The sequence below is a fragment of the Saccharothrix deserti genome (assembly GCF_009769385.1).
In the GTDB taxonomy this organism is placed as follows: domain Bacteria; phylum Actinomycetota; class Actinomycetes; order Mycobacteriales; family Pseudonocardiaceae; genus Actinosynnema; species Actinosynnema deserti.
In genome coordinates this window covers 299962-319895 of record NZ_VKAB01000001.1, presented here as the reverse complement: position 1 = coordinate 319895, position 19934 = coordinate 299962, and the positions used below count along the sequence as shown (strand labels likewise).

General features: G+C 70.1%; 23 protein-coding genes. 19 read left to right on the top strand and 4 right to left on the bottom strand.

The window, feature by feature from the left end; all coding sequences use genetic code 11:
* Nucleotides 1-4: 4 nt before the first annotated feature.
* From pyrH to FM051_RS13005, 3 genes are all read left to right on the top strand, one after another.
* On the top strand, nucleotides 5-715 hold the full coding sequence (gene pyrH / locus FM051_RS13015; protein ID WP_051772088.1) for a UMP kinase: 711 nt from the start codon (nucleotides 5-7) through the stop codon (nucleotides 713-715).
* A 45-nt stretch (nucleotides 716-760) separates the two neighbouring features.
* Nucleotides 761-1318, top strand: a complete 558-nt coding sequence (gene frr / locus FM051_RS13010) for a ribosome recycling factor (RefSeq protein ID WP_158843179.1) — start codon at nucleotides 761-763, stop codon at nucleotides 1316-1318.
* 82 nt (nucleotides 1319-1400) lie between these two features.
* Nucleotides 1401-2252: a phosphatidate cytidylyltransferase gene (locus FM051_RS13005; protein ID WP_158843178.1), complete on the top strand. Its 852-nt coding sequence runs from the start codon at nucleotides 1401-1403 to the stop codon at nucleotides 2250-2252.
* Nucleotides 2253-2286: 34 nt separating this feature from the next.
* On the opposite strand, the gene FM051_RS13000 is transcribed toward FM051_RS13005, so the two are convergent.
* Complete coding sequence (locus FM051_RS13000; RefSeq protein ID WP_158843177.1) at nucleotides 2287-3102, bottom strand: VOC family protein; 816 nt, start codon at nucleotides 3100-3102, stop codon at nucleotides 2287-2289.
* Between the two features lie 56 nt (nucleotides 3103-3158).
* On the opposite strand from FM051_RS13000, the gene FM051_RS12995 reads away from it, so the two are divergent.
* Both FM051_RS12995 and FM051_RS12990 read left to right on the top strand, forming a co-directional pair.
* Nucleotides 3159-3905 (top strand): class I SAM-dependent methyltransferase, encoded by a 747-nt coding sequence (locus FM051_RS12995; RefSeq protein WP_158843176.1) that lies wholly within the window; start codon nucleotides 3159-3161, stop codon nucleotides 3903-3905.
* A 24-nt stretch (nucleotides 3906-3929) separates the two neighbouring features.
* A complete protein-coding gene (locus FM051_RS12990) occupies nucleotides 3930-4913 on the top strand; it encodes an aldo/keto reductase (RefSeq protein ID WP_158843175.1) in 984 nt (327 codons plus the stop codon).
* Between the two features lies 1 nt (nucleotide 4914).
* Here FM051_RS12990 and FM051_RS12985 read toward each other — a convergent pair whose 3' ends face one another.
* Nucleotides 4915-5568, bottom strand: coding sequence for a PadR family transcriptional regulator (locus FM051_RS12985; RefSeq protein ID WP_158843174.1), 654 nt, complete (start codon nucleotides 5566-5568; stop codon nucleotides 4915-4917).
* 171 nt (nucleotides 5569-5739) lie between these two features.
* Between FM051_RS12985 and rlmN the strand changes: the two genes are divergently transcribed.
* From rlmN to FM051_RS12965, 4 genes are all read left to right on the top strand, one after another.
* A complete protein-coding gene (gene rlmN / locus FM051_RS12980) occupies nucleotides 5740-6846 on the top strand; it encodes a dual-specificity RNA methyltransferase RlmN (RefSeq protein ID WP_158843173.1) in 1107 nt (368 codons plus the stop codon).
* Nucleotides 6847-6903: 57 nt separating this feature from the next.
* Nucleotides 6904-7149, top strand: a complete 246-nt coding sequence (locus tag FM051_RS12975; protein WP_158843172.1) for a FitA-like ribbon-helix-helix domain-containing protein — start codon at nucleotides 6904-6906, stop codon at nucleotides 7147-7149.
* Complete coding sequence (locus tag FM051_RS12970; protein ID WP_158843171.1) at nucleotides 7146-7577, top strand: type II toxin-antitoxin system VapC family toxin; 432 nt, start codon at nucleotides 7146-7148, stop codon at nucleotides 7575-7577. The genes FM051_RS12975 and FM051_RS12970 overlap by 4 nt, the downstream gene beginning before the upstream one ends.
* A gap of 99 nt (nucleotides 7578-7676) precedes the next feature.
* Nucleotides 7677-8063, top strand: coding sequence for a barstar family protein (locus FM051_RS12965; protein WP_158843170.1), 387 nt, complete (start codon nucleotides 7677-7679; stop codon nucleotides 8061-8063).
* A gap of 18 nt (nucleotides 8064-8081) precedes the next feature.
* On the opposite strand, the gene FM051_RS12960 is transcribed toward FM051_RS12965, so the two are convergent.
* The gene (locus FM051_RS12960; protein ID WP_158843169.1) at nucleotides 8082-8339 is read right to left on the bottom strand and encodes a DUF2631 domain-containing protein; all 258 of its coding nucleotides are present in this window, start codon (nucleotides 8337-8339) and stop codon (nucleotides 8082-8084) included.
* Nucleotides 8340-8543: 204 nt separating this feature from the next.
* On the opposite strand from FM051_RS12960, the gene FM051_RS12955 reads away from it, so the two are divergent.
* From FM051_RS12955 to FM051_RS12930, 6 genes are read left to right on the top strand one after another with little or no spacing between them, the layout of a single operon-like run.
* The gene (locus FM051_RS12955; RefSeq protein WP_238412355.1) at nucleotides 8544-9704 is read left to right on the top strand and encodes an ABC transporter ATP-binding protein; all 1161 of its coding nucleotides are present in this window, start codon (nucleotides 8544-8546) and stop codon (nucleotides 9702-9704) included.
* Nucleotides 9697-10845 carry a polyamine ABC transporter substrate-binding protein gene (locus FM051_RS12950; RefSeq protein ID WP_158843168.1) on the top strand — a complete coding sequence of 383 codons (1149 nt, stop codon included), beginning with the start codon at nucleotides 9697-9699 and terminating at the stop codon, nucleotides 10843-10845. The genes FM051_RS12955 and FM051_RS12950 overlap by 8 nt, the downstream gene beginning before the upstream one ends.
* The gene (locus tag FM051_RS12945) at nucleotides 10821-11687 is read left to right on the top strand and encodes an ABC transporter permease (RefSeq protein ID WP_238412354.1); all 867 of its coding nucleotides are present in this window, start codon (nucleotides 10821-10823) and stop codon (nucleotides 11685-11687) included. Before FM051_RS12950 ends, FM051_RS12945 begins: the two co-directional genes overlap by 25 nt.
* Nucleotides 11684-12508: an ABC transporter permease gene (locus tag FM051_RS12940; RefSeq protein WP_158843167.1), complete on the top strand. Its 825-nt coding sequence runs from the start codon at nucleotides 11684-11686 to the stop codon at nucleotides 12506-12508. The genes FM051_RS12945 and FM051_RS12940 overlap by 4 nt, the downstream gene beginning before the upstream one ends.
* Before the next feature lie 40 nt (nucleotides 12509-12548).
* Nucleotides 12549-14183 (top strand): sensor histidine kinase, encoded by a 1635-nt coding sequence (locus FM051_RS12935; RefSeq protein ID WP_238412353.1) that lies wholly within the window; start codon nucleotides 12549-12551, stop codon nucleotides 14181-14183.
* A 3-nt stretch (nucleotides 14184-14186) separates the two neighbouring features.
* The gene (locus tag FM051_RS12930; RefSeq protein WP_158843165.1) at nucleotides 14187-14837 is read left to right on the top strand and encodes a response regulator; all 651 of its coding nucleotides are present in this window, start codon (nucleotides 14187-14189) and stop codon (nucleotides 14835-14837) included.
* Nucleotides 14838-14945: 108 nt separating this feature from the next.
* Here FM051_RS12930 and FM051_RS12925 read toward each other — a convergent pair whose 3' ends face one another.
* The gene (locus FM051_RS12925; protein ID WP_077006775.1) at nucleotides 14946-15212 is read right to left on the bottom strand and encodes a GlsB/YeaQ/YmgE family stress response membrane protein; all 267 of its coding nucleotides are present in this window, start codon (nucleotides 15210-15212) and stop codon (nucleotides 14946-14948) included.
* Nucleotides 15213-15367: 155 nt separating this feature from the next.
* Between FM051_RS12925 and dxr the strand changes: the two genes are divergently transcribed.
* From dxr to FM051_RS12905, 4 genes are read left to right on the top strand one after another with little or no spacing between them, the layout of a single operon-like run.
* Nucleotides 15368-16588, top strand: a complete 1221-nt coding sequence (gene dxr, locus FM051_RS12920) for a 1-deoxy-D-xylulose-5-phosphate reductoisomerase (protein WP_158843164.1) — start codon at nucleotides 15368-15370, stop codon at nucleotides 16586-16588.
* Nucleotide 16589: 1 nt separating this feature from the next.
* Nucleotides 16590-17786: a M50 family metallopeptidase gene (locus FM051_RS12915; protein ID WP_158843163.1), complete on the top strand. Its 1197-nt coding sequence runs from the start codon at nucleotides 16590-16592 to the stop codon at nucleotides 17784-17786.
* 14 nt (nucleotides 17787-17800) lie between these two features.
* Nucleotides 17801-18958 (top strand): flavodoxin-dependent (E)-4-hydroxy-3-methylbut-2-enyl-diphosphate synthase, encoded by a 1158-nt coding sequence (ispG, locus tag FM051_RS12910; RefSeq protein WP_158843162.1) that lies wholly within the window; start codon nucleotides 17801-17803, stop codon nucleotides 18956-18958.
* 49 nt (nucleotides 18959-19007) lie between these two features.
* Nucleotides 19008-19862: a GNAT family N-acetyltransferase gene (locus FM051_RS12905; protein WP_162470704.1), complete on the top strand. Its 855-nt coding sequence runs from the start codon at nucleotides 19008-19010 to the stop codon at nucleotides 19860-19862.
* Nucleotides 19863-19934: the final 72 nt, after the last annotated feature.

The following is a 19934-nucleotide window of genomic DNA, read 5'->3' as shown; positions in this document are numbered from 1 at the left end:
GGTGATGCTCAAGCTGGGCGGCGAGATGTTCGGCGGAGGCGGTGTCGGCGTCGATCCGGACGTCGTGCAGACCGTGTCACGCCAGATCGCCGCGGTCGTCCGAACAGGGGTCCAGGTCGCGGTCGTCATCGGTGGTGGCAACTTCTTCCGCGGCGCCGAGTTGCAGCAGCGCGGCATGGACCGCAGCCGCGCCGACTACATGGGCATGCTCGGCACCGTGATGAACTGCCTCGCCTTGCAGGACTTCCTGGAACGCGAGCACGGCATCGAGACCCGGGTGCAGACCGCCATCACCATGGGCCAGATCGCCGAGTCGTACATCCCCCGCCGGGCCATGCGGCACCTCGACAAGGGGCGCGTGGTGATCTTCGGCGGCGGCGCCGGCATGCCGTACTTCTCCACGGACACCACCGCCGCGCAGCGCGCGCTGGAGATCGGCTGCGAGGTCGTCCTGATGGCGAAGGCCGTGGACGGCGTCTACACCGCCGACCCGAAAACCGACCCGGACGCGCTGATGTTCGACAACATCACCCACCGGGAAGTGCTCGAACGCGGCCTGAACGTCGCCGACGCGACCGCGTTCAGCCTGTGCATGGACAACAACATGCCGATCATGGTCTTCAACCTGCTCACCGAGGGGAACATCGCACGCGCCGTGCGTGGTGAGAAGATCGGCACACTGGTGAGCACCCCCGGTGGTCGCCCGTCCTTCTAGACCTGCTGGGATTCGAGCCGAACTGCGCACACCAAGGAGTCTGCCGTGATCGACGAGACCCTCCTCGACGCCGAGGAGAAGATGGAAAAAGCGGTGTCCGTGGCGAAGGAGGACCTGGCCGCGGTGCGCACCGGCCGTGCCAACCCTTCGATGTTCTCCCGCATCGTCGTCGAGTACTACGGTTCGCCGACCCCGCTGAACCAGCTCGCCAGCGTCGCCATCCCCGAGGCGCGCATGGCGGTGATCAAGCCCTACGACGCGAGCCAGCTCAACGCGGTCGAGAAGGCCATCCGCGACTCGGACCTGGGCGTGAACCCCAGCAACGACGGCTCGATCATCCGCGTGGTGATCCCGCAGCTGTCCGAGGAGCGCCGCCGCGAGATGGTGAAGGTCGCCAAGGGCAAGGGCGAGGACGCGAAGGTGTCCATCCGCAACATCCGCCGCAAGGCCAAGGAAGAGCTGGACCGCCTGGTCAAGGACGGCGAGGTCGGTGAGGACGACGGCTCCCGCGCCGAGAAGGAGCTGGAGAACGTCACCCACCGGTACGTGGCCCAGGTCGACGACCTGGTGAAGCACAAGGAAGCCGAGCTGCTCGAGGTCTAGTGGTCACGTCGGGTTCGTCGGCTCGGGTCACCGGCCGCATGCGTTGCTTGGCCGGTAGCCGGCCGTGATAGGAGCACAACAAGTGTCAGGCGGCGGTGACCAGGGCGCGCCGGAGAAGAGCGCGTCACGCGCGGGGCGCAACCTGCCCGCGGCCATCGCCGTGGGTGTCGGCCTGGGCGCGGTCATCCTCGTCGCGCTGTTCACGGTGCGCGAGCTGTTCGTCGGCATCGTCGCCGTCGCGGTCGCCGTGTCGATGTACGAGTTGGCGGGCGCGCTGCAGCGCGGTGCGGGTATCCGGGTGGCCCTGGTGCCCGTGCTGCTGGGCGGGCAGGCCGTGGTGTGGCTGGCCTGGCCTTACGAGCGCGCCGGGGTGCTCAGCGCGTTCGTGGTGACGATCCTGGTCTGCCTGATCTGGCGGCTCAAGGACGGCGCGGACGGCTACCTGCGGGACGTCACCGCGTCCATCTTCACGGTCGCCTACGTGGCGGTGTTCGCCGCTTTCGCGGTCATGCTGGTCGTGCCGGACGACGGGGTGTTCCGGGTCCTGGCGTTCCTGATCGGCGTCGTGCTGTCCGACACCGGCGGCTACGTGGCCGGTGTGCTGTTCGGCAAGCACCCGATGGCCCCCACCATCAGCCCGAAGAAGTCCTGGGAGGGCTTCGCGGGCTCGATGGTGGCGGGCATGGCCGGTGGCGCCCTCACCGTCGGCATGATGCTGGACGGCCAGTGGTGGCAGGGCGTGCTGTTCGGCGCCGCGCTGGTCGTCACCGCCACGGCGGGTGACCTGGTCGAATCGCTGATCAAGCGCGACCTCGGCATCAAGGACATGGGCACCCTGCTGCCCGGTCACGGCGGGCTGATGGACCGGATGGACTCGCTGCTGCCGTCGGCCGTCGTGGGCTGGCTGCTCCTGCACGTCTTCGTGCCCGGTTAGCCGGCGCGGTGACGATTCCAGTGGTCCGACGCCGTCAGTCGTCGTAGGGGTCGTCCACCGGCGCGCCGGTGTCCTCGTCGGACAGCGGTGTGGTGCGGGACGGGTCGATCACCGAGAACAGCGCGCCGGTGTGGTCCGCTACCACCGTGATCCGGCCGAACGGGGTGTCGTACGGCTCCACGGCGACGCGTCCGCCCAGTTCGAGCACCCTGGACGCGGCCGAGTCCGTGCCGATCTCCGGTGCGGCGGTGAAGTACACCATCCAGTGCGGCGGGGTGTCCGGCGAGAACGCCCGGCCCATCCGCTGGCGGCCCAGCACGGTGTGGCCGTGGACGGCCCAGATCGTGTAGTCGACCGCCTGGCCGTCACCGATCTGGGTGATTTCGTACCCGCACAGCTCGTGGAAGAAGTCGTCCGCGGCGTGCCCGTCGCGGGTGTTCAGCTCGGCCCACGCGTACGCGCCGTGCCCATCGGTGCCGAACACCCAGTCGGGTGGAACGTGGCGGAACCCGATCACCGCGCCGGTCGGGTCGGAGAGCACGGTCACCGTGTCGGACGGTTCGCCGAGCACGGCGCCGCCCAGCGCGTGCGCCTTCTCGGCGGTGGCGCGGGCGTGCGGTGTGTTCAGGTACAGCGTCCACGCGCTCGGCTCGTCGGCGGCGACCAGTTCGGCCACCGGCAGGCCGTCGACCAGCGCGATGGTGCGGCCCGGTGCGTCCGAGTAGTACCAGCCGAAGAGTCCGGTGTAGAAGTCGACCGTCGCCTGGAGATCGGTGGTGGCGATGTCGACCCAGCACGGGGCGCCGTGGTGCATTTCGGCCAAAGCGGGAGAATTGGGGACGATCGACACCGCGTACCTCCTGCAAGCAGCCCTATTCGATCACGCTACGGCTCTAGAGTCGTCTCGTGAAGGGATTCGTCCGCGCCGCGTTGGCCGCCGTGCGGCCCGTCGACGTCCTGCCGAGCCCGAACATCTGGCACTGGCCCGAGGTCTACGAGGTCGAGAACCGCGCCCAGGACGTCCACGGCGTCATCTGGAGCGCGCTGCGCGAGGAGTACGACTGGGCCGGGCGGGACGTGGTCGACGTCGGCTGCGGCGACGGGTTCCACCTGCCGGTGTTCGCGGGAGCGGCACGTTCGGTGATCGGTGTCGAGCCGCACCCGCCGTTGGTGCGGCGCGCTCGGGCGCGGGTGGCGGACGTGCCCAACGCCGAGGTGGTGGCCGGACCGGCGCAACGCCTGCCGCTGCGCGACGCGAGCGCCGACCTGGTGCACGCGCGCACCGCGTACTTCTTCGGACCCGGCTGCGAGCCCGGTATCCGCGAGGCCGACCGCGTGCTGCGGCCCGGCGGCGCGCTGGCGATCGTGGACCTCGACGGCCTCGCCGAGCCGTACGGGCCGTGGCTGTGCGCCGACGAACCCCGCTACAACCCCACGGAGGTGGAGAACTTCTTCACCGCACAAGGGTTCTCGTTGCGCCGCGTGCGCGCGCTGTGGCGGTTCGATCGTCGTGAGGACCTGGAGGCGGTGCTGCGCATCGAGTTCTCCGAGGCGGTCGCGGAACAGGCCGTCGCCCGGACGCCCGGCCTGTCGTTCGAGGTCGGCTACCGCGTCCACGTGAGACGCAAGCCCGCCGGGATTGTGTTGCCCTGATAACGCTCACATAGGATTCGGACCGTGGAGAACAGGAACGCGGGCAGGTTGGGTCGGCAGGTCGGCGTCGTGGGTCTGGGCTGCTGGCAGCTCGGCGCGGACTGGGGCCAGGTCGAGGAGTCCGACGCGCTGGCCGTGCTGCACGCCGCCGTCGACACCGGTGTGAACTTCCTCGACACCGCCGACGTCTACGGCGACGGCCGCAGCGAGACGCTGGTCGGCAAGTTCCTCCGCGAGCGCGGCGACGCGGGCATCACGGTGGCCACCAAGATGGGTCGCAGGGTCGAGCAGACGCCGGAGAACTACAACCGCGAGAACTTCCTGGCCTGGAACGACCGGTCCCGCGCCAACCTCGGCGTCGACACGCTCGACCTGGTCCAGCTGCACTGCCCGCCGACGCCGGTCTACTCGACCGACGAGGTGTTCGACACCCTGGACGAGATGGTGGAGGCCAAGCGGATCGCCGCGTACGGCGTGAGCGTGGAGACGGTCGACGAGGCGCTGACCGCCATCGCCCGACCGGGTGTCGCGAGCGTCCAGATCATCCTGAACGCGCTGCGGCTCAAGCCGCTGGAGCGGGTGCTGCCCGCGGCGGCGGAGGCGGGCGTGGCGATCATCGCCCGCGTTCCGCTCGCCTCGGGGCTGCTGTCCGGCAAGTACACCGCGTCGACCACGTTCGGGGCCGACGACCACCGCAACTACAACCGCAACGGTGACGCGTTCGACGTCGGCGAGACGTTCTCCGGCGTGCCGTTCGAGGTCGGTCTGGAGGCGGTGGAGCGGCTGCGGCCCCTCGTGCCCGCCGGCGCCACCATGGCGCAGTTCGCGCTGCGGTGGATCGTGGACCAGCCGGGCGTCACCGTGGTCATCCCCGGTGCCCGCAACGCCGAGCAGGCTCGCGCCAACTCGGCCGCCGCGGACCTCGCGCCGCTGTCGACCCCGGCCCAGGACGAGGTGCGCGCGGTGTACGACTCGCTGATCCGGCCGCTGGTCCACGACCGCTGGTAGTTCACTCCTCCGTGTCGTCTTCCTCGACGTCGAGCTCGCCGAGGATCGCGTAGAGCTTGCGGCGGGCCTCGCTGAGGACCTCGACGGCACGGGCCTGCTGCTCACGCGTGCCCGCGTGGGCCATCTGCTGCATCGCCGCACCGAGGTGGCGTGCCGCCGTGCGCAGTTTCGCGGCGTGCACGCCGACCTCGTCGTTGACCTGCTGCCACGGCGGCACGCCTTCGAGCTTCGCCGCCTCCGCCTGACCGGTCTCGGTCAGCGTGAACAGCTTCTTGCCGCCCGCCTCCTCGGTGGAGGCGACGAGGCCTTCGTCGGCCAGCATCTGCAGGGTCGGGTAGACCGACCCCGGGCTGGGGCGCCAGAGCCCGTCCGTGCGGCCGGAGATCTCCTGGATCATCTCGTAGCCGTGCATGGGGCGTTCGGCGAGCAGCGTGAGGACCGCCGCGCGGACGTTGCCCTTGCGCTGCCTGCCGCCCCTGCCGCGTCCCCGGCCGTGCCCCGGGAAGCCGGGCGGCTCGGGTGGCAACGGGGGACCGGGGAACGGCCCGCCCCTGCCGAACCCACCGCCGAAGCCGCCGCCGAACCCGCGTCGTGGGTCGCCGAAGCCGTGCTCGCGGTGGTGCCTGCGTTCGTGGTGACTGTGTCCGTGAAACATTGTCTTGCTCCTTGTGTCGATCGGTTGTGACGTGTCGACGATATATCGGAACGTATCGCGATGCAACGGTGATGCCGATCGCAGGGGCTGTTGGGCCATCCGTGGAGGTGTCCACGCACACGGCCGCTGTGGTCTTTGGCACTCCGCCGCCGTGGGACACTGGACGGTGCTATGACTGCCCTCCCCCTCGTCTTCGACGCGCCCAAGCGCGGGCTGCCGCCGCGCCACCTCGCCGACCTCTCCGCCGACCAGCGTCGGGAGGCGGTCGCCGCGCTCGGTGAGAAGCCGTTCCGCGCCGCGCAGCTGTCGAACCACTACTTCGGCCGGTTGACCGTCGACCCCGACGCGATGACCGACATCCCCACCGCCGCCCGCGACCGCCTGGTGGCCGACCTCATGCCGCCGCTGTGGACCGAGCTGCGCAGCGTCGAGGCCGACGGCGGCACGACGCGCAAGACGTTGCTGCGCGCGCACGACGGCACGCTGGTCGAGAGCGTCCTGATGCGCTACCCCGACCGCGCCACGCTGTGCATCTCGTCGCAGGCGGGCTGCGGTATGGCGTGCCCGTTCTGCGCCACCGGCCAGGGCGGGCTGACCCGGAACCTGTCCACGGCGGAGATCGTGGACCAGGTGCGGCGCGGTGCGGCGGCCATGCGTGACGGCGAGCTGCCCGGCGGGCCGGGTCGGCTGTCGAACATCGTGTTCATGGGCATGGGCGAGCCGCTGGCGAACTACAAGCGTGTGGTGGAGGCGGTGCATCGGATCTGTGATCCGGCGCCGGAGGGGTTGGGGATTTCGCAGCGTTCGGTGACGGTGTCGACGGTGGGGTTGGTGCCGGCGATCCGGAAGTTGACCGAGGAGAACCTGCAGGTCCGGTTGGCGGTGTCGTTGCACACGCCGGATGACGAGTTGCGGGACACCCTCGTGCCGGTGAACACGCGGTGGAAGGTGGCCGAGGTGTTGGAGGCGGCGCGTGGTTACGCGGATCGCACGGGTCGTCGTGTGTCGATCGAGTACGCGTTGATCCGGGACATCAACGATCAGCCGTGGCGTGCGGACATGCTGGGCAAGCTGCTGCGCCGGTATTTGGGTCAGTTGGTGCACGTGAACGTGATCCCGTTGAACCCGACGCCGGGTTCGCAGTGGGACGCGTCGCCGAAGCCGGTGGAGCGGGAGTTCGTGCGCCGGGTCAACGAGCAGGGTGTCGCCTGTACGGTCCGGGACACCAGGGGGCAGGAGATCGCGGCTGCCTGCGGCCAGCTCGCCGCCGAGGGTTAGTGCTTCGCCTCTCCTCGGTGCTAGCATTGACAGCAGTGGTGGCATGGGAGGTGGACAGTGGCGACGTTGACGATCCGAGACTTCGATGAGGGTCTGAAGGCCAGGTTGCGCGTTCGCGCTGCCGAGCACGGCCGGTCGATGGAAGCCGAAGTGCGGGCGATCCTTGCCTCGGTGCTGACCAAGCCGATGTCCGGCGTGGGAATGGGTTCGCGAATTCGGCAAAGGTTCAGCGACGTGGGGGATCTGTCGGTCGAGCCGCCGCAGCGGACGGAGCCCGCACGAGCCGCGGAGCTTCCTGAGTGATCGTTCTTGACACCAACGTCGTCTCCGAACTGATGCGGCAAGTTCCGGATGACGGCGTTGTCCGCTGGGTCGATCGGTATCCGGCTGAGGATGTCTTCATCACAGCGGTGACGGCCGCCGAGCTCGCGTACGGGGTCGCTCGACTGCCGGAGGGGCAGCGCAAGACCGTACTGGCGGCAAGGATCTCGGACCTTCTGGCTGAGGACTTTCAAGATCAGATCTTGCCTTTCGACAGTGTCGCCGCGGATTACTACGGCGAGATCGCCGCCACGCGCGAGGCGAACGGCCATCCGATCAGCATGGCCGACGCGCAGATCGCCGCGATCTGCCGTCACTACGCCGCTTGCCTGGCCACCCGGAACATCAAGGACTTCGTCGACACCGGTATCAAGGTGCTCAACCCGTGGGGCGATGCTCCTGAGTTGTAAATGGGGGGGCATGGGCGAGCCGCCGGTGGAAGCTGATTGCCTGCGGCCGGCTCGCCGCCGAGGGGTAAATCCCCTGTACGGCCGCCCTATCGTGAACCTGTGACAGCGGTGTACGTCGTGGACGGTGTCGAGGTCGGGAGTCTTGAGGACTTCTGGCGGGTCGTCGGCGAAGCGGTGAACGGACCCGGCGGGTACTTCGGCAGGAATCTCGATGCCTTCACGGACTGCCTGCGCGGCGGGTTCGGTACGCCTGACGACGAGGACTTCGTCTTCGAGTGGCGTGATCACGAAGTGTCCCGCCGGAACCTGGGCTACCCCGAGACGGTGCGTCAGCTCGAGCTGCTGCTGAAGCGTGGCCACCCGTCGCACGGGCCCGCGCTCCGGGAGAGGATCGAGCGGGCCCGCGCGGGCGAGGGCGACACGGTCTTCGACTGGCTGGTGGAGATCTTCAACGACGAGGTGCCGGGAGTGCTGCGGCTCGCGTAGCCCGCGGGCGACGGGAACCTAGCGGCGCCAGGAGGTGCGGCTGCGGACCTGGTCCCAGATCAGGAGGACGGCCATCGAGACGCCCACCAGGACGACCCAGATGTTCTCGGTGCGGCCGTGGTGGTTGCCGATCAGCAGGGAGAACACGGCGAGGGTCGACAGCCAGCCCGCGATCTTGATGCCCTTGGGGAAGCTGCCGTGCCAACCCCACTCGGCCGACGGCTCGTCGTGGGTGTCGACCGCCGGACGCTTGTCCAGTTCAGAGGACGAAGACACAGCCGCACGACCTTCCTACCCGATCACGTTCACTACCGGCGACATCGTCGCACACGCCCGCGTCACGCGAGACGTGAGGTGCGCGGCACCGCCGTGACGTCTACTCTCGGCTCTCGCGCGCGTACGCCGTGCGTCCGCCGCGTGTTCGCCATCGCACCCTGCCAGGCCGGTCCGGACCCCGGGCTGCCCGGAAAGGCGACGAGGTTGACCGAACAGCCGGTACCCGGCTTCCACCCGGCCGAGGGCCGCATGCCGGACACCTTCGCGCCGGTCGAGGTCGGCCTCGACGGCGTCACCAAGCGCTTCTCCGACCAGACCGCGGTGGACGACGTCACGTTGCGGATCCACGAAGGCGAGTTCTTCTCCGTCCTCGGCCCCTCCGGCTGCGGCAAGACCACGTTGCTCCGCATGATCGCCGGGTTCGAGGACCCGACGCAGGGCCGGATCGAGCTGGACGGCGTGGACGTGGTCGGCGTGCCGCCCTACCGGCGTGACGTGAACACGGTCTTCCAGTCGTACGCGCTGTTCCCGCACATGTCGGTGTGGGACAACGTCGCGTACGGGGTCAAGCGCAAGGGCGTCAAGGGCGCGAAGCTCAACGACGTCGTGGGCGCGCACCTGGAGCTGGTCCGACTCGAGCGGTACGCCAAACGCCGGCCCGCGCAGTTGTCCGGTGGCCAGCAGCAACGCGTCGCGATCGCCCGCGCGCTGGCGGCCGGCCCCCGGCTCCTGCTGCTGGACGAGCCGCTGGGCGCGTTGGACGCGGTGCTGCGCAAGGAGTTGCAGATCGAGCTGATGCGCATCCAGCGCGAGGTCGGCACCACGTTCCTCTACGTGACGCACGACCAGGAGGAGGCGCTGGTCCTGTCCCACCGCGTCGCGGTGATGAACGCCGGGAGGCTGGAGCAGGTCGGCTACCCGGAGGACGTCTACGAACGCCCGGCGACCCGGTTCGTGGCCGGGTTCATCGGCACCTCCAACATCCTCGACGCGAAGGTGTCCGGTGTGGACGGTCGCTGGGCGGTGCTGGACGCGCCGGGCGTCACCGGCCTGCGGGCGCCGTTGAACAGCGGCGGACTCCGCCACGGGCAGCGGGTCGCGGCCACCGTGCGCCCGGAGAAGGTGCACCTGCACGACCTCGCCGACGACCCGCCGACGGGCTGGTGCGTGCTCACCGGCACCGTGCGCGACGTCGTCTACACGGGCGTGTCCACGCAGTACGTGGTGGACGTGCCGGGCGGCGCGGAGCTCGTCGCGTTCGTCCAGAACACCCGCCGCATCGCCGACGCGGGGTCACCGGGGCAGCCCGTGCGGATGGCCTGGGATCCCGACTTCACCGTGTTGTTGGAGGATGTCGATGACTGAGAAGAACCTCCGGATCGCCCGCCTCTGGGACGCCGACAGCGCCAGGGTCACCCGCCGGACCGTGCTGCGTTCGTCGGCGTTCTTCGCGCTGGCGGCCACCGGGGCGTGCGGTGTCGGCAGCGCGCCGACCGGCACGAGCAGCGCGCCCACGTCGAAGGTCGAGGCGGCCAACGCCGTGGCCGAGGCGAAGCTGAACTTCTACAACTGGACCGACTACATCGCGCCGGACACGTTGTCGGGGTTCACCGAGGCCGCGGGCATCGAGGTCACCTACGACAACTTCAGCTCCAACGACGAGATGGAAGCCAAGATCGCCTCCGGCGCGGCGGGGTACGACCTGGTGGTGCCCAGCGACAACTTCCTGCGCCGGTTCCTGCGTTCCGGGCTGCTCTCGCCGCTGGACCACGACCTGCTGCCGAACCTGAAGAACCTGGCCGAGCGGTTCACCGAGGCCGACTACGACCCCGGCAACCAGTACTCGGTGCCGTGGGCGTGGGGCACGACCGGGTTGGCGTACTCGAAGGCGCAGCTCGGCGACGTGACCGGCTTCTCGGCCTACGACCTGGCCGCCGCGCAGGGTCGCAGCACGATCCTGGACGAGGCGCGTGACGCGATGGCGCTCGGCCTGCTCAAACTCGGCCACGACCCGAACACCTCGGACGCCAAGCAGATCGCCGAGGCGGTGACCGTGCTGCTGGAGCTGAAGAAGAAGATCGGCCAGATCACCTCGGACGTGATCGAGCCGCTGAGCTCGGGCCAGGTGCCGTTGGCCCAGGCGTACTCCGGTGACGCGTTCCAGGCCGGTGACGCGAACGAGGACCTGGCGTACGCCATCCCGACCGAGGGTGGTCTGTCCTATGTGGACTTACTGTGCGTGCCGAAGGACGCGCCGCACGCGGAGAACGCGCACAAGTTCATCGATTACGTGCTGCGACCGGAGGTGGGGGCGGCGCTGGCGAACGCCATCCGCTACGGCAGCCCCAACGAGGCCGCGCGGCCGATGATCGAGCCGGAGTTGTTGAACGACCCGCTGGTGTACCCGTCGGACGAGCAGTTGGCGAAGCTGCCGTTCACCAAGGACCTCGGCGCGGACGTGGAGGCCCGTTACGCCGACGCGTGGACCAGGGTCAAGACCGGCTGATGGCCCGGCCGCGGTGGGTCGTGGCCACCGGTCTGCTCGCGCCGACCGGGGTGTGGCTGGGCCTGTTCCTGCTCGCGCCGCTGGCGCTGGTGGCGCAGTTCAGCTTCGCGACCCGCGACACCGGTGTGGCGCGGGCCGTGCTGCCGTGGACCGTGCGGGCGTACGTGACGGCGTTGGACCCGGCGTTCCTGCCGATCTTCGGCCGGACGTTGGCCTACGCGGGCGCCACCACGGCGTTGTGCCTGCTCCTGGGGTTCCCGTTGGCGTGGTTCATCGCGCGGCACAGCGGGCGGTTCCGGACGGCGCTGCTGGTGGCGGTGCTGGTGCCGTTCTGGTCGAGCTACCTGGCGCGGATCTACGCGTGGAAGGCGCTGCTGGACGGTGAGGGGCTGGTCAACCGGCTGTTGGGTGCGGTGGGGTTGGACCGCGACGGCGGGTTCCTGCTGACGCACGGTGCGGTGGTGGTGGGGCTGACGTACGGGTTCCTGCCGTTCATGGTGCTGCCGCTGTACGTCGCGTGCGAGCGGTTCGACCACCGGCAGGTCGAGGCGTCGTACGACCTGGGGCACGGGCGGGCGTCGACGTTCTTCCGGGTGGTGCTGCCCGGTGTGTTCCCGGGGGTGTTGGCCGGGTCGTTGCTGGTGCTGGTGCCGTCAGCGGGTGATTTCGTCACGCCCCGGCTGCTGGGCGGGGTGGACCAGTCGACGTTCGGCAGCGTGATCGACGACCAGTTCCGGGGCGGCAACAACTGGCCGCTGGGGTCGGCGATGGCGGTGTTGCTGCTGGTGCTGGTGGTGGTCGTGCTGGTGTTGCGGGGCAAGCGCGGCGAGGACGTGCTGTGAACCGCCGACGTTGGGTCCTGGGCGCGGCCGCCGTGCTGGTGTTCGTGTTCCTCTACGCGCCGATCGTGTGGTTGGCGGTGGTGTCGTTCAACGACTCGCGGTCGTTGAGCCGGGTCACCGGGCTGTCGGTCCGCTGGTACGTCGAGTTGTTCCACGACTCACGAGTGCTCGACGCCCTGGGGTTGAGCCTGCGGTTGGCCACGACCAGCGCGGTCATCGCCACCGCCATCGGCACGCTCGCCGCGTTCGGCCTGCGCCGCGCCTTCCCCGGCCGGGGTGTGTGGACGATCCTGCTGAGCCTGCCGCTGGTGGTGCCCGAGGTGGTGCTGGGGGTGGCACTGCTCGGGTTCTGCGTGAAGCTCGCCGGCATCCCGCTCGGTTTCGGCGCGTTGCTGGCCGCGCACGTCGCGTTCTCGTTGAGCTTCGTGGTGGTCGTGGTCAGGGCGCGGGTCGCGGGCATGGACGAACGCCTCGAAGAGGCCGCCGCCGACCTCGGGGCGAGCCCGCTGGTGGCCTTCCGCACCATCACGTTGCCGCTGGTGGCCCCGGCGGTGGCGGCGGGCGCGGCGTTCGCGTTCCTGCTGTCGTTCGACGACGTGGTGACGTCCAGCTACCTGACCGGCGTCGGCTCCACGACGCTGCCGGTGTTCGTCTACGCCCAGGCCGGCCGCCGGGGTGTGTCACCGGAAATCGTCGCTTTGTCGACATTGATGGTGGGGGTGAGCGCGGCCCTGCTCGTCGTGGGCGTGCTGGTGGTCGCGTGGCGGGCCCGCCGGGCGTCACCTGCGTCAACTTTCGTCGGACATGTTCGAGACCAATGAACGCGGCCGGCGATCGGGTGGTTCTTTAACGTTGTCGCCTGTGACGTCCGTCGTTCAGCGGCTCCGGCCCGTCCTGCCGGACCTCCGGGAGGCGCCCGCCGCATTCCTGCGCGCCCACGCCGAACGCCTCAGCCGGGTCACGCCGTGGCGGGTGGGGCGCGAGCTGCTGGCCGTGCTGGCGCTGCTCGCCCTCGACGTGTTCCCCGGCTGGATCGCGGGCGACTGGCAGCCGTCCGGGTGGACGGTGGTGGTCGTCGGCTCCGGCTACGTGGCGCTCTACCTGGCCCGACTGCTGTTCCCCGCCGTCGCGCTGCTGGTCGGCACGTGGGTGGCGTTCAGCGCCGAGCACGGCGGCGTCGCGCTGATCATCATGCTCAGCTACGCCGCCGGCTACCGGATCGGGCCGTGGCAACGCGCCCTGCTCACCGCCGTCCTCTCGCTCGCCCTGCACATGATCGCCTGGGACGTGTCCACCCCCGGTCTGTCCGGTCCGTTCGGCTCGTGGGTGATGCTCACCATCTACGGCATGCTGGTCGCCCTGCCGTTCCTCGTCGGCCGGTACGCCGCGCAGCGCAACGCGCTGGTCGCGGCACTCCAGGAGCGCGAGGAGCGGATGGTGCGCGAGCGGCGGATGGTGTCGCGCCAGGTCCGGTTGCGGGAGCGCAACCGGATCGCGCAGGACATGCACGACAGCCTCGGCCACCGGCTCAGCCTCATCTCCGTGCACGCGGGCGCGTTGGCGCTGGACGCCGGCCTCGGCGACAAGCAGCGCGAGGCGGTGCACGTGCTGCGCACCGCGGCCCTCACCGCCATGGAGGAGCTGCGCGGCGTCATCGGCGTGCTGCGGCGCGACGAGGAGCCCGACGAGGACCAGGTGCGGCGGACCGTGGACTCGATCGACGAGCTGGTCGACGGCGCGCGCCGGGCGGGTGTGCGGGTGAGCCTGGTCCGCGGCGGCCAAGCCGTGCCGCTGCCCGCGAAGGTCAGCCACGCCGCCTACCGCATCGCCCAGGAGGGCCTGACCAACGCCAACAAGCACGCGCCGGGGGCGAGCGTGCAGGTGACCGTGAAGTACGAGCCGGACGCGCTGGTGGTGGAGGTCCGCAACAACCCGCCGCGGGCCAAGCCGCTCGAGGGCGCCGGGTTCGGCCTGATCGGGCTGGGCGAACGGGTGCGGCTCGCGGGCGGGATGCTGCACGTCGGCGAACTGCCCACCGGCGGGTTCCGGATCGCGGCCGTGCTGCCGTACGAGGACACCGCCGCGGCCGACGACGAGCCGTTCGACGAGCAGCCGCCCGAGCCGGTCAAGCCGACCGGCATCCGCAAGTGGGCGGGCGTGGGCTCGATCCTGCTGGCCGGGGTCGTGGTCACCGTGGTCGTCGCCGGCTACACGTGGCTCGGGGCGCAGCCGTTCACCAAAGTGGTGTCCGACGAGCTGTACGACTCGGTGTCGGTCGGGCAGTCGGAGGCCGAGGTCATGGCGATGCTGCCGGGCGGCGCCGAGCCGCCGCTGGGCGACCTCAAGACCGATTCCGAGCCCGAACCCGCCGGGGCGACGTGCCACTACCGGGTGGCCGACCGGCAGACCTACTCGTCGAAGGCGACCAGGATCGTGCGGTTCTGCTTCGCCGACGGCAAGCTCGTCGAGAAGAACACCCACCTGCAGGGGAAGTGAACGTTGATCCGGGTCCTCATCGCCGACGACGAGCCGCTGATGCGAGCAGGCATCAAGGCCATCCTCGGCACCGCCGACGACATCGAGCTGGTCGCCGAGGCCGGTGACGGTCGCGAGGCCGTGCAGACCGCCCTGGAACGGCGGGTGGACGTCGCCGTGCTCGACATCCGGATGCCCCGGCTGGACGGCCTGGCCGCGGCCCGCGAGCTGCGCTCCGCCGCGCCGTCGGTGCGGGTGGTGATCCTCACCACGTTCGGCGAGGACGACAACATCGTCCGGGCGCTGTCCGACGGCGCGGCCGGGTTCCTGCTGAAGGACTCGGCGCCCGAGGAGCTGTTGCGCGCCGTGCGCGCCGTGCACGCGGGGGAGGCGTACCTGTCACCGATGGTGACCAGCCGGGTGGTGGGGATGGTCGCCCAAGTCGGTCAACCTCGGCGCCAGGAGGCGATGCGTCAGGTCGAGGGGCTCACTGAACGTGAGGTCGAGGTGCTGGCCCTGCTGGGGCTCGGCATGTCGAACGCGGACGTCGGGCAGCGGCTGCACATGAGCGAGGCGACCGTGAAGACCTACGTGAGCAGGCTCTTGGCCAAGTTGGGGCTGACCAACCGGGTGCAGGCGGCCCTGCTGGCGCGCGACGCGGGGCTTGCCGGGTGAGGACGAACACCGCCTGAACCAAGGACGAGCGCTGCTGGGCACACGGGAGTGCCCCATCGGTTTGCCGACGGGGCACTCGTGGATGGGGTTCCGGTGTGTCGAGCGAGGTCACGCCCTGGCTCGAGTGCCCGTCACCAAGCGGTAGATGCCCAGCACGATCAGCGAGCCGAGGATGGCCAGCAGCCAGGTGCTCAGGTCGAAGAACGTGTTGAGGTCGGTCCCGAAGATGGCCCGGCCGACGAAGCCGCCGATGATGGCGCCGACGATGCCGAGCAGCATCGTGATGATGATGCCGCCGGGGTCCCGACCAGGCATGATGGCCTTGGCGATGGCACCCGCGATGAGGCCGAGGACGATCCAACCCAAGATGCCCACGGGGGCTCTCCTTCCTGGTGGCCGCGACGGGCTGATCCGTCGAGGCGCTTGATCGAGGAGTGCCCACGTTCGGGTGAGACCACGCGCCCGTTATCGTTCCGTTACCGAAGTACCGCTGTGCGGGTTATCAGGTTGCTTCCGGAACAATGGCGGTGATGAGCACACCACGCACGGTCCTGGTCCTCGGTTCCACCGGGTCGGTCGGCACCCAGGCCCTCGACGTCATCGCCGCCAACCGCGACCGGTTCTCCGTGGTCGGACTGGCCGCCGGCGGCGCGGATCCGGCCGCCCTCGCCGCCCAGGCCGTCGAGTTCGGGGTCGAGGCCGTGGCCGTCGCCCGCGCCACCGCGGTCGAGGACGTCACGCTCGCCCTCTACGCCGAGGCGCAGCGGCGCGGCTACGCGCAGGGCGCGTTCAAGCTGCCGCGCATCCTCGCCGGCCCCACCGCCATGACCGACCTGGTCGACTCCACGCCCGCCGACGTGGTGCTCAACGGCATCACCGGCTCCATCGGCCTGGCGCCGACGCTGCACGCCCTCAAGGCCGGCGCGACGCTCGCCCTGGCCAACAAGGAATCGCTGATCGCGGGCGGTCCGCTGGTGCTCAAGGCGGCCGCGCCCGGCCAGATCGTGCCGGTCGACTCGGAGCACTCGGCGCTGGCCCAGTGCCTGCGCGGCGGCCGGGCCGACGAGGTCGCCAAGCTCGTCCTCACCGCCTCCGGCGGCCCGTTCCGCGGCCGGACCCGCGCCGACCTCGCCGACGTCACCGCGACCGAGGCCATGGCGCACCCGACGTGGTCCATGGGCCCGGTCATCACCATCAACTCGGCCACCCTGGTCAACAAGGGCCTGGAGCTGATCGAGGCGCAACTGCTGTTCGGAGTGCCCTACGACCGCATCGACGTGGTCGTGCACCCGCAGTCCATCGTGCACTCGATGGTCACCTTCACCGACGGCTCCACCCTCGCCCAGGCCAGCCCGCCGGACATGCGGCTGCCGATCGCGCTGGCCCTCGGCTGGCCGGACCGCATCCCCGGCGCCGCCGCCGCGTGTACTTTCGACGTGGCCACGGCGTGGACTTTCGAGCCGCTGGACGACGACACGTTCCCGGCGGTGCGGCTGGCCAGGCAGGCGGGCTCCGGCGGCGGTTGCCTCCCGGCGGTGTACAACGCGGCGAACGAGGAAGCGGTGGCGGTCTTCATCGGCGGCGGCACGTCGTTCACCTCCATCGTGGACACTGTGGAACGGGTGCTCGCGGAGGCGGACGGCTGGGCGCACGAGCCGGCGGACGTCGCCGAGGTCCTCGCGGCGGAGCATTGGGCCCGCACGCGGGCGCGGGAACTCGTGGCCACTTCGGTGGGGTCTGGAAGGGACTGACGTGGTCGTCTTTTTGGGCATTTTGCTGTTCGCCCTGCTGATCGGCATCTCGATCGCGCTGCACGAGCTCGGCCACCTGGCGACGGCGAAGATGTTCGGGATGAAGGTGACCCGGTACTTCATCGGGTTCGGACCGCGCATCTGGTCGTTCCGCCGCGGTGAGACCGAGTACGGCATCAAGGCCATCCCGGCGGGTGGTTTCTGCGAGATCGTCGGCATGACCGCGCTGGAGGACGTCGCCCCGGCGGACCGGCACCGCGCGTTCAACCGGCAGAAGACCTGGAAGCGCGTGGTGGTGCTCTCCGCGGGCTCCATCACGCACTTCATCGTGGGCTTCATCATCCTGTACTTCATGGCCTGGACCATGGGCATCCCGAACCTGCGCGACACCGCGCTGGTCGCCGAGGTCACGCCCTGTGTGCAGAGCAGCACGGACGCGGACTGCGCGCCGGGCGCGCCGGCGCCGGCCAAGGACGCGGGCTTCCGGGCCGGCGACGAGATCCTGTCCGTGGCGGGCGCGGCCACGCCCACCTGGACCGACGTGCTGCAGAAGACCCGCGAGCGGTCCGGCACGACGGAGTTCAAGGTGCTCCGCGACGGCCAGGAGATCACCCTCACCGCGGACGTCGCGCGGGTCGAGCGCGAGCTCCAGCGCAAGGACGGCACGCGCTACAAGTCCGAGGTCGGCGCGATCGGGATCATCCACCAGACCAATTTCGAGTACAACCCGGTGACCGCCATCGGCGGCGCGACCGCGTTCACCGGCCAGATGTTCGAGAACACCTGGCGCGGCCTGATCAACTTCCCGAAGAAGATCCCCGCGGTGATCGAGGCGATCGGCGGCGGCGAGCGCGATGTCGACACCCCGGTCAGCGTGGTGGGCGCGAGCAGGCTCGGCGGCGAGGCGGTCGACCGTGGCCTGTGGCAGCTGTTCTGGTTGATGCTGGCGGGGCTGAACTTCTTCGTGGGTGTGTTCAACCTCCTGCCGCTGCTCCCGCTTGACGGTGGTCACATCGCGGTCAACCTGTACGAACGGGTGCGAAACTGGATTCGGAAGCTGCGCGGCCTGCCCGACGGCGCACCGGTCAACTACCTGCGGCTGCTGCCGCTGACCTACTTGGTGATCTTCCTCGGCGGGTCGGTCACGCTGTTGACGATCACCGCGGACATCGTCAACCCCATCCGGCTCTTCCAGTGAGAGGTGCTAGTCCAATGAGTGACGGCGTCATGCTCGGTATCCCGGCGATGCCGCCTCCGGTGTTGTCGGAACGGCGCAAGACCCGGCAGCTCATGGTCGGGTCCGTGGGCGTCGGGAGTGAGTTCCCGGTGTCGGTCCAGTCGATGACCACCACGGTCACCGCGGACGTGAACGCGACGTTGCAGCAGATCGCGGAGTTGACCGCGGCGGGGTGCGACATCGTGCGGGTGGCGTGCCCGTCGCAGGACGACGCGGACGCGTTGGCGGCGATCGCGAAGAAGTCGCAGATCCCGGTGATCGCGGACATCCACTTCCAGCCGAAGTACGTGTTCGCGGCGATCGAGGCCGGGTGCGCGGCGGTGCGGGTGAACCCGGGCAACATCAAGAAGTTCGACGACAAGGTCAAGGAGATCGCGGCGGCGGCGCGTGACCACGGCACGCCGATCCGGATCGGGGTGAACGCCGGGTCGTTGGACCCGCGGTTGATGGCGAAGTACGGCAAGGCGACGCCGGAGGCGTTGGCGGAGTCGGCGTTGTGGGAGGCGTCGCTGTTCGCCGAGCACGACTTCCACGACCTGAAGATCTCGGTGAAGCACAACGACCCGGTGGTGATGGTCCGGGCGTACGAGTTGTTGGCCGAGCAGTGCGACTACCCGCTGCACCTGGGTGTGACCGAGGCGGGTCCGGCGTTCCAGGGCACGATCAAGTCCGCGGTGGCGTTCGGCGCGCTGCTGCGGCAGGGCATCGGGGACACGATCCGGGTGTCGCTGTCGGCTCCTCCGGTGGAGGAGGTCAAGGTCGGGCACCAGATCCTGCAGTCGCTCAACCTGCGGCCGCGGAAGCTGGAGATCGTGTCGTGTCCGTCATGTGGTCGCGCGCAGGTGGACGTGTACACGTTGGCGGAGCAGGTCACGGCGGGTCTGGAGGGCATGGAGGTGCCGCTGCGGGTCGCCGTGATGGGCTGCGTGGTGAACGGGCCCGGCGAGGCGCGCGAGGCGGACCTGGGTGTCGCGTCGGGCAACGGCAAGGGCCAGATTTTCGTCAAGGGCAAGGTCGTCAAGACCGTGCCCGAGCACCAGATCGTGGAGACCTTGATCGAGGAAGCCATGCGCATCGCCGAGGAGATGGGCGAGTCCGTCGAGGGCGGCGAGCCGGTCGTGACGGTCGGCTGAGAGGGTGGCGGACGCGCCGGTAACGCGGTCCATCTGGCAGGCTTGAGGCGTGCTGAGGCTGGCTGGCGCGCGCTTGCTCGACGAGCGGGACCTGACCGAGGTCCTGGCCGTGCTCGCGGCCGACCCGGTGGCGTCCTGCATGGTCGCCGCACGGGTCGAGGTCGCGGGCCTCGACCCGTGGCGGCTGGGTGGCGAGGTCTGGGCGTACGACCACCGGTCGCTGCGCGGCGGCCGGGTCGACGCGCTGTGCTTCGCCGGTCCCAACCTCATCCCGCTGCGGGGCAACACGCCCGCGTTGCGCGGCTTCGCCGACCGGGCCCGCCGCCGTGGCCGGATGTGCTCCTCGCTGGTCGGGCCCGCCGAGCAGGTGCTCGGTCTGTGGGAGGAACTCGCGCCGGACTGGGGTCCGGCCCGCGAGGTGCGTGAGGACCAGCCGCTGATGGCGCTGGGCGGCAGCCCGTCGATCCCGCTGGACCCGCTGGTCCGGCCGGTGCGACCGGAGGAGCTGGACCGGTACCTGCCGGCCGCGGTCGCCATGTTCATCGAGGAGGTCGGCGTCGACCCGTGCGCCGAGGACGGCGGCGCGTCCTACCGGGCGCGGGTGGCCGAGCTCATCGCGGGCGGGCGGGCGTTCGCCCGGTTCGAGGGCGGCGACGTGGTGTTCAAGGCCGAGATCGGGGCCATGTCGAAGAAGGTCGGCCAGATCCAGGGCGTGTGGGTGCGGCCGGACCGCCGCGGCCACGGCATCGGAACGGCGGGCACCGCGGCGGTGGCCGAACGCCTGGTCAGAGGCCTCGGGCGGACCGCGTCGCTGTACGTGAACTCCTACAACGACGTGGCCAGGGCGGCGTACCGCAGGATCGGGTTCTCCCAGGTCGGCCAGTACGCGACCGTGCTGTTCTGAGGGCTGTTCCGAGGCCTGCGCGCGGGTGTCGCGCGGGCGGCTCTCGGGCCCGTGCGGTGGACCGGGCATACT

Excerpts from the sequence above, each read along its gene's own strand:
- pyrH (WP_051772088.1), top strand. The coding sequence starts at position 5 with ATGCTCAAGCTGGGCGGCGAGATGTTCGGCGGAGGCGGTGTCGGCGTC.
- FM051_RS12985 (WP_158843174.1), bottom strand. The coding sequence starts at position 5,568 with ATGTTTCACGGACACAGTCACCACGAACGCAGGCACCACCGCGAGCAC.
- rlmN (WP_158843173.1), top strand. The coding sequence starts at position 5,740 with ATGACTGCCCTCCCCCTCGTCTTCGACGCGCCCAAGCGCGGGCTGCCG.
- FM051_RS12950 (WP_158843168.1), top strand. The coding sequence starts at position 9,697 with ATGACTGAGAAGAACCTCCGGATCGCCCGCCTCTGGGACGCCGACAGC.
- dxr (WP_158843164.1), top strand. The coding sequence starts at position 15,368 with ATGAGCACACCACGCACGGTCCTGGTCCTCGGTTCCACCGGGTCGGTC.
- ispG (WP_158843162.1), top strand. The coding sequence starts at position 17,801 with ATGAGTGACGGCGTCATGCTCGGTATCCCGGCGATGCCGCCTCCGGTG.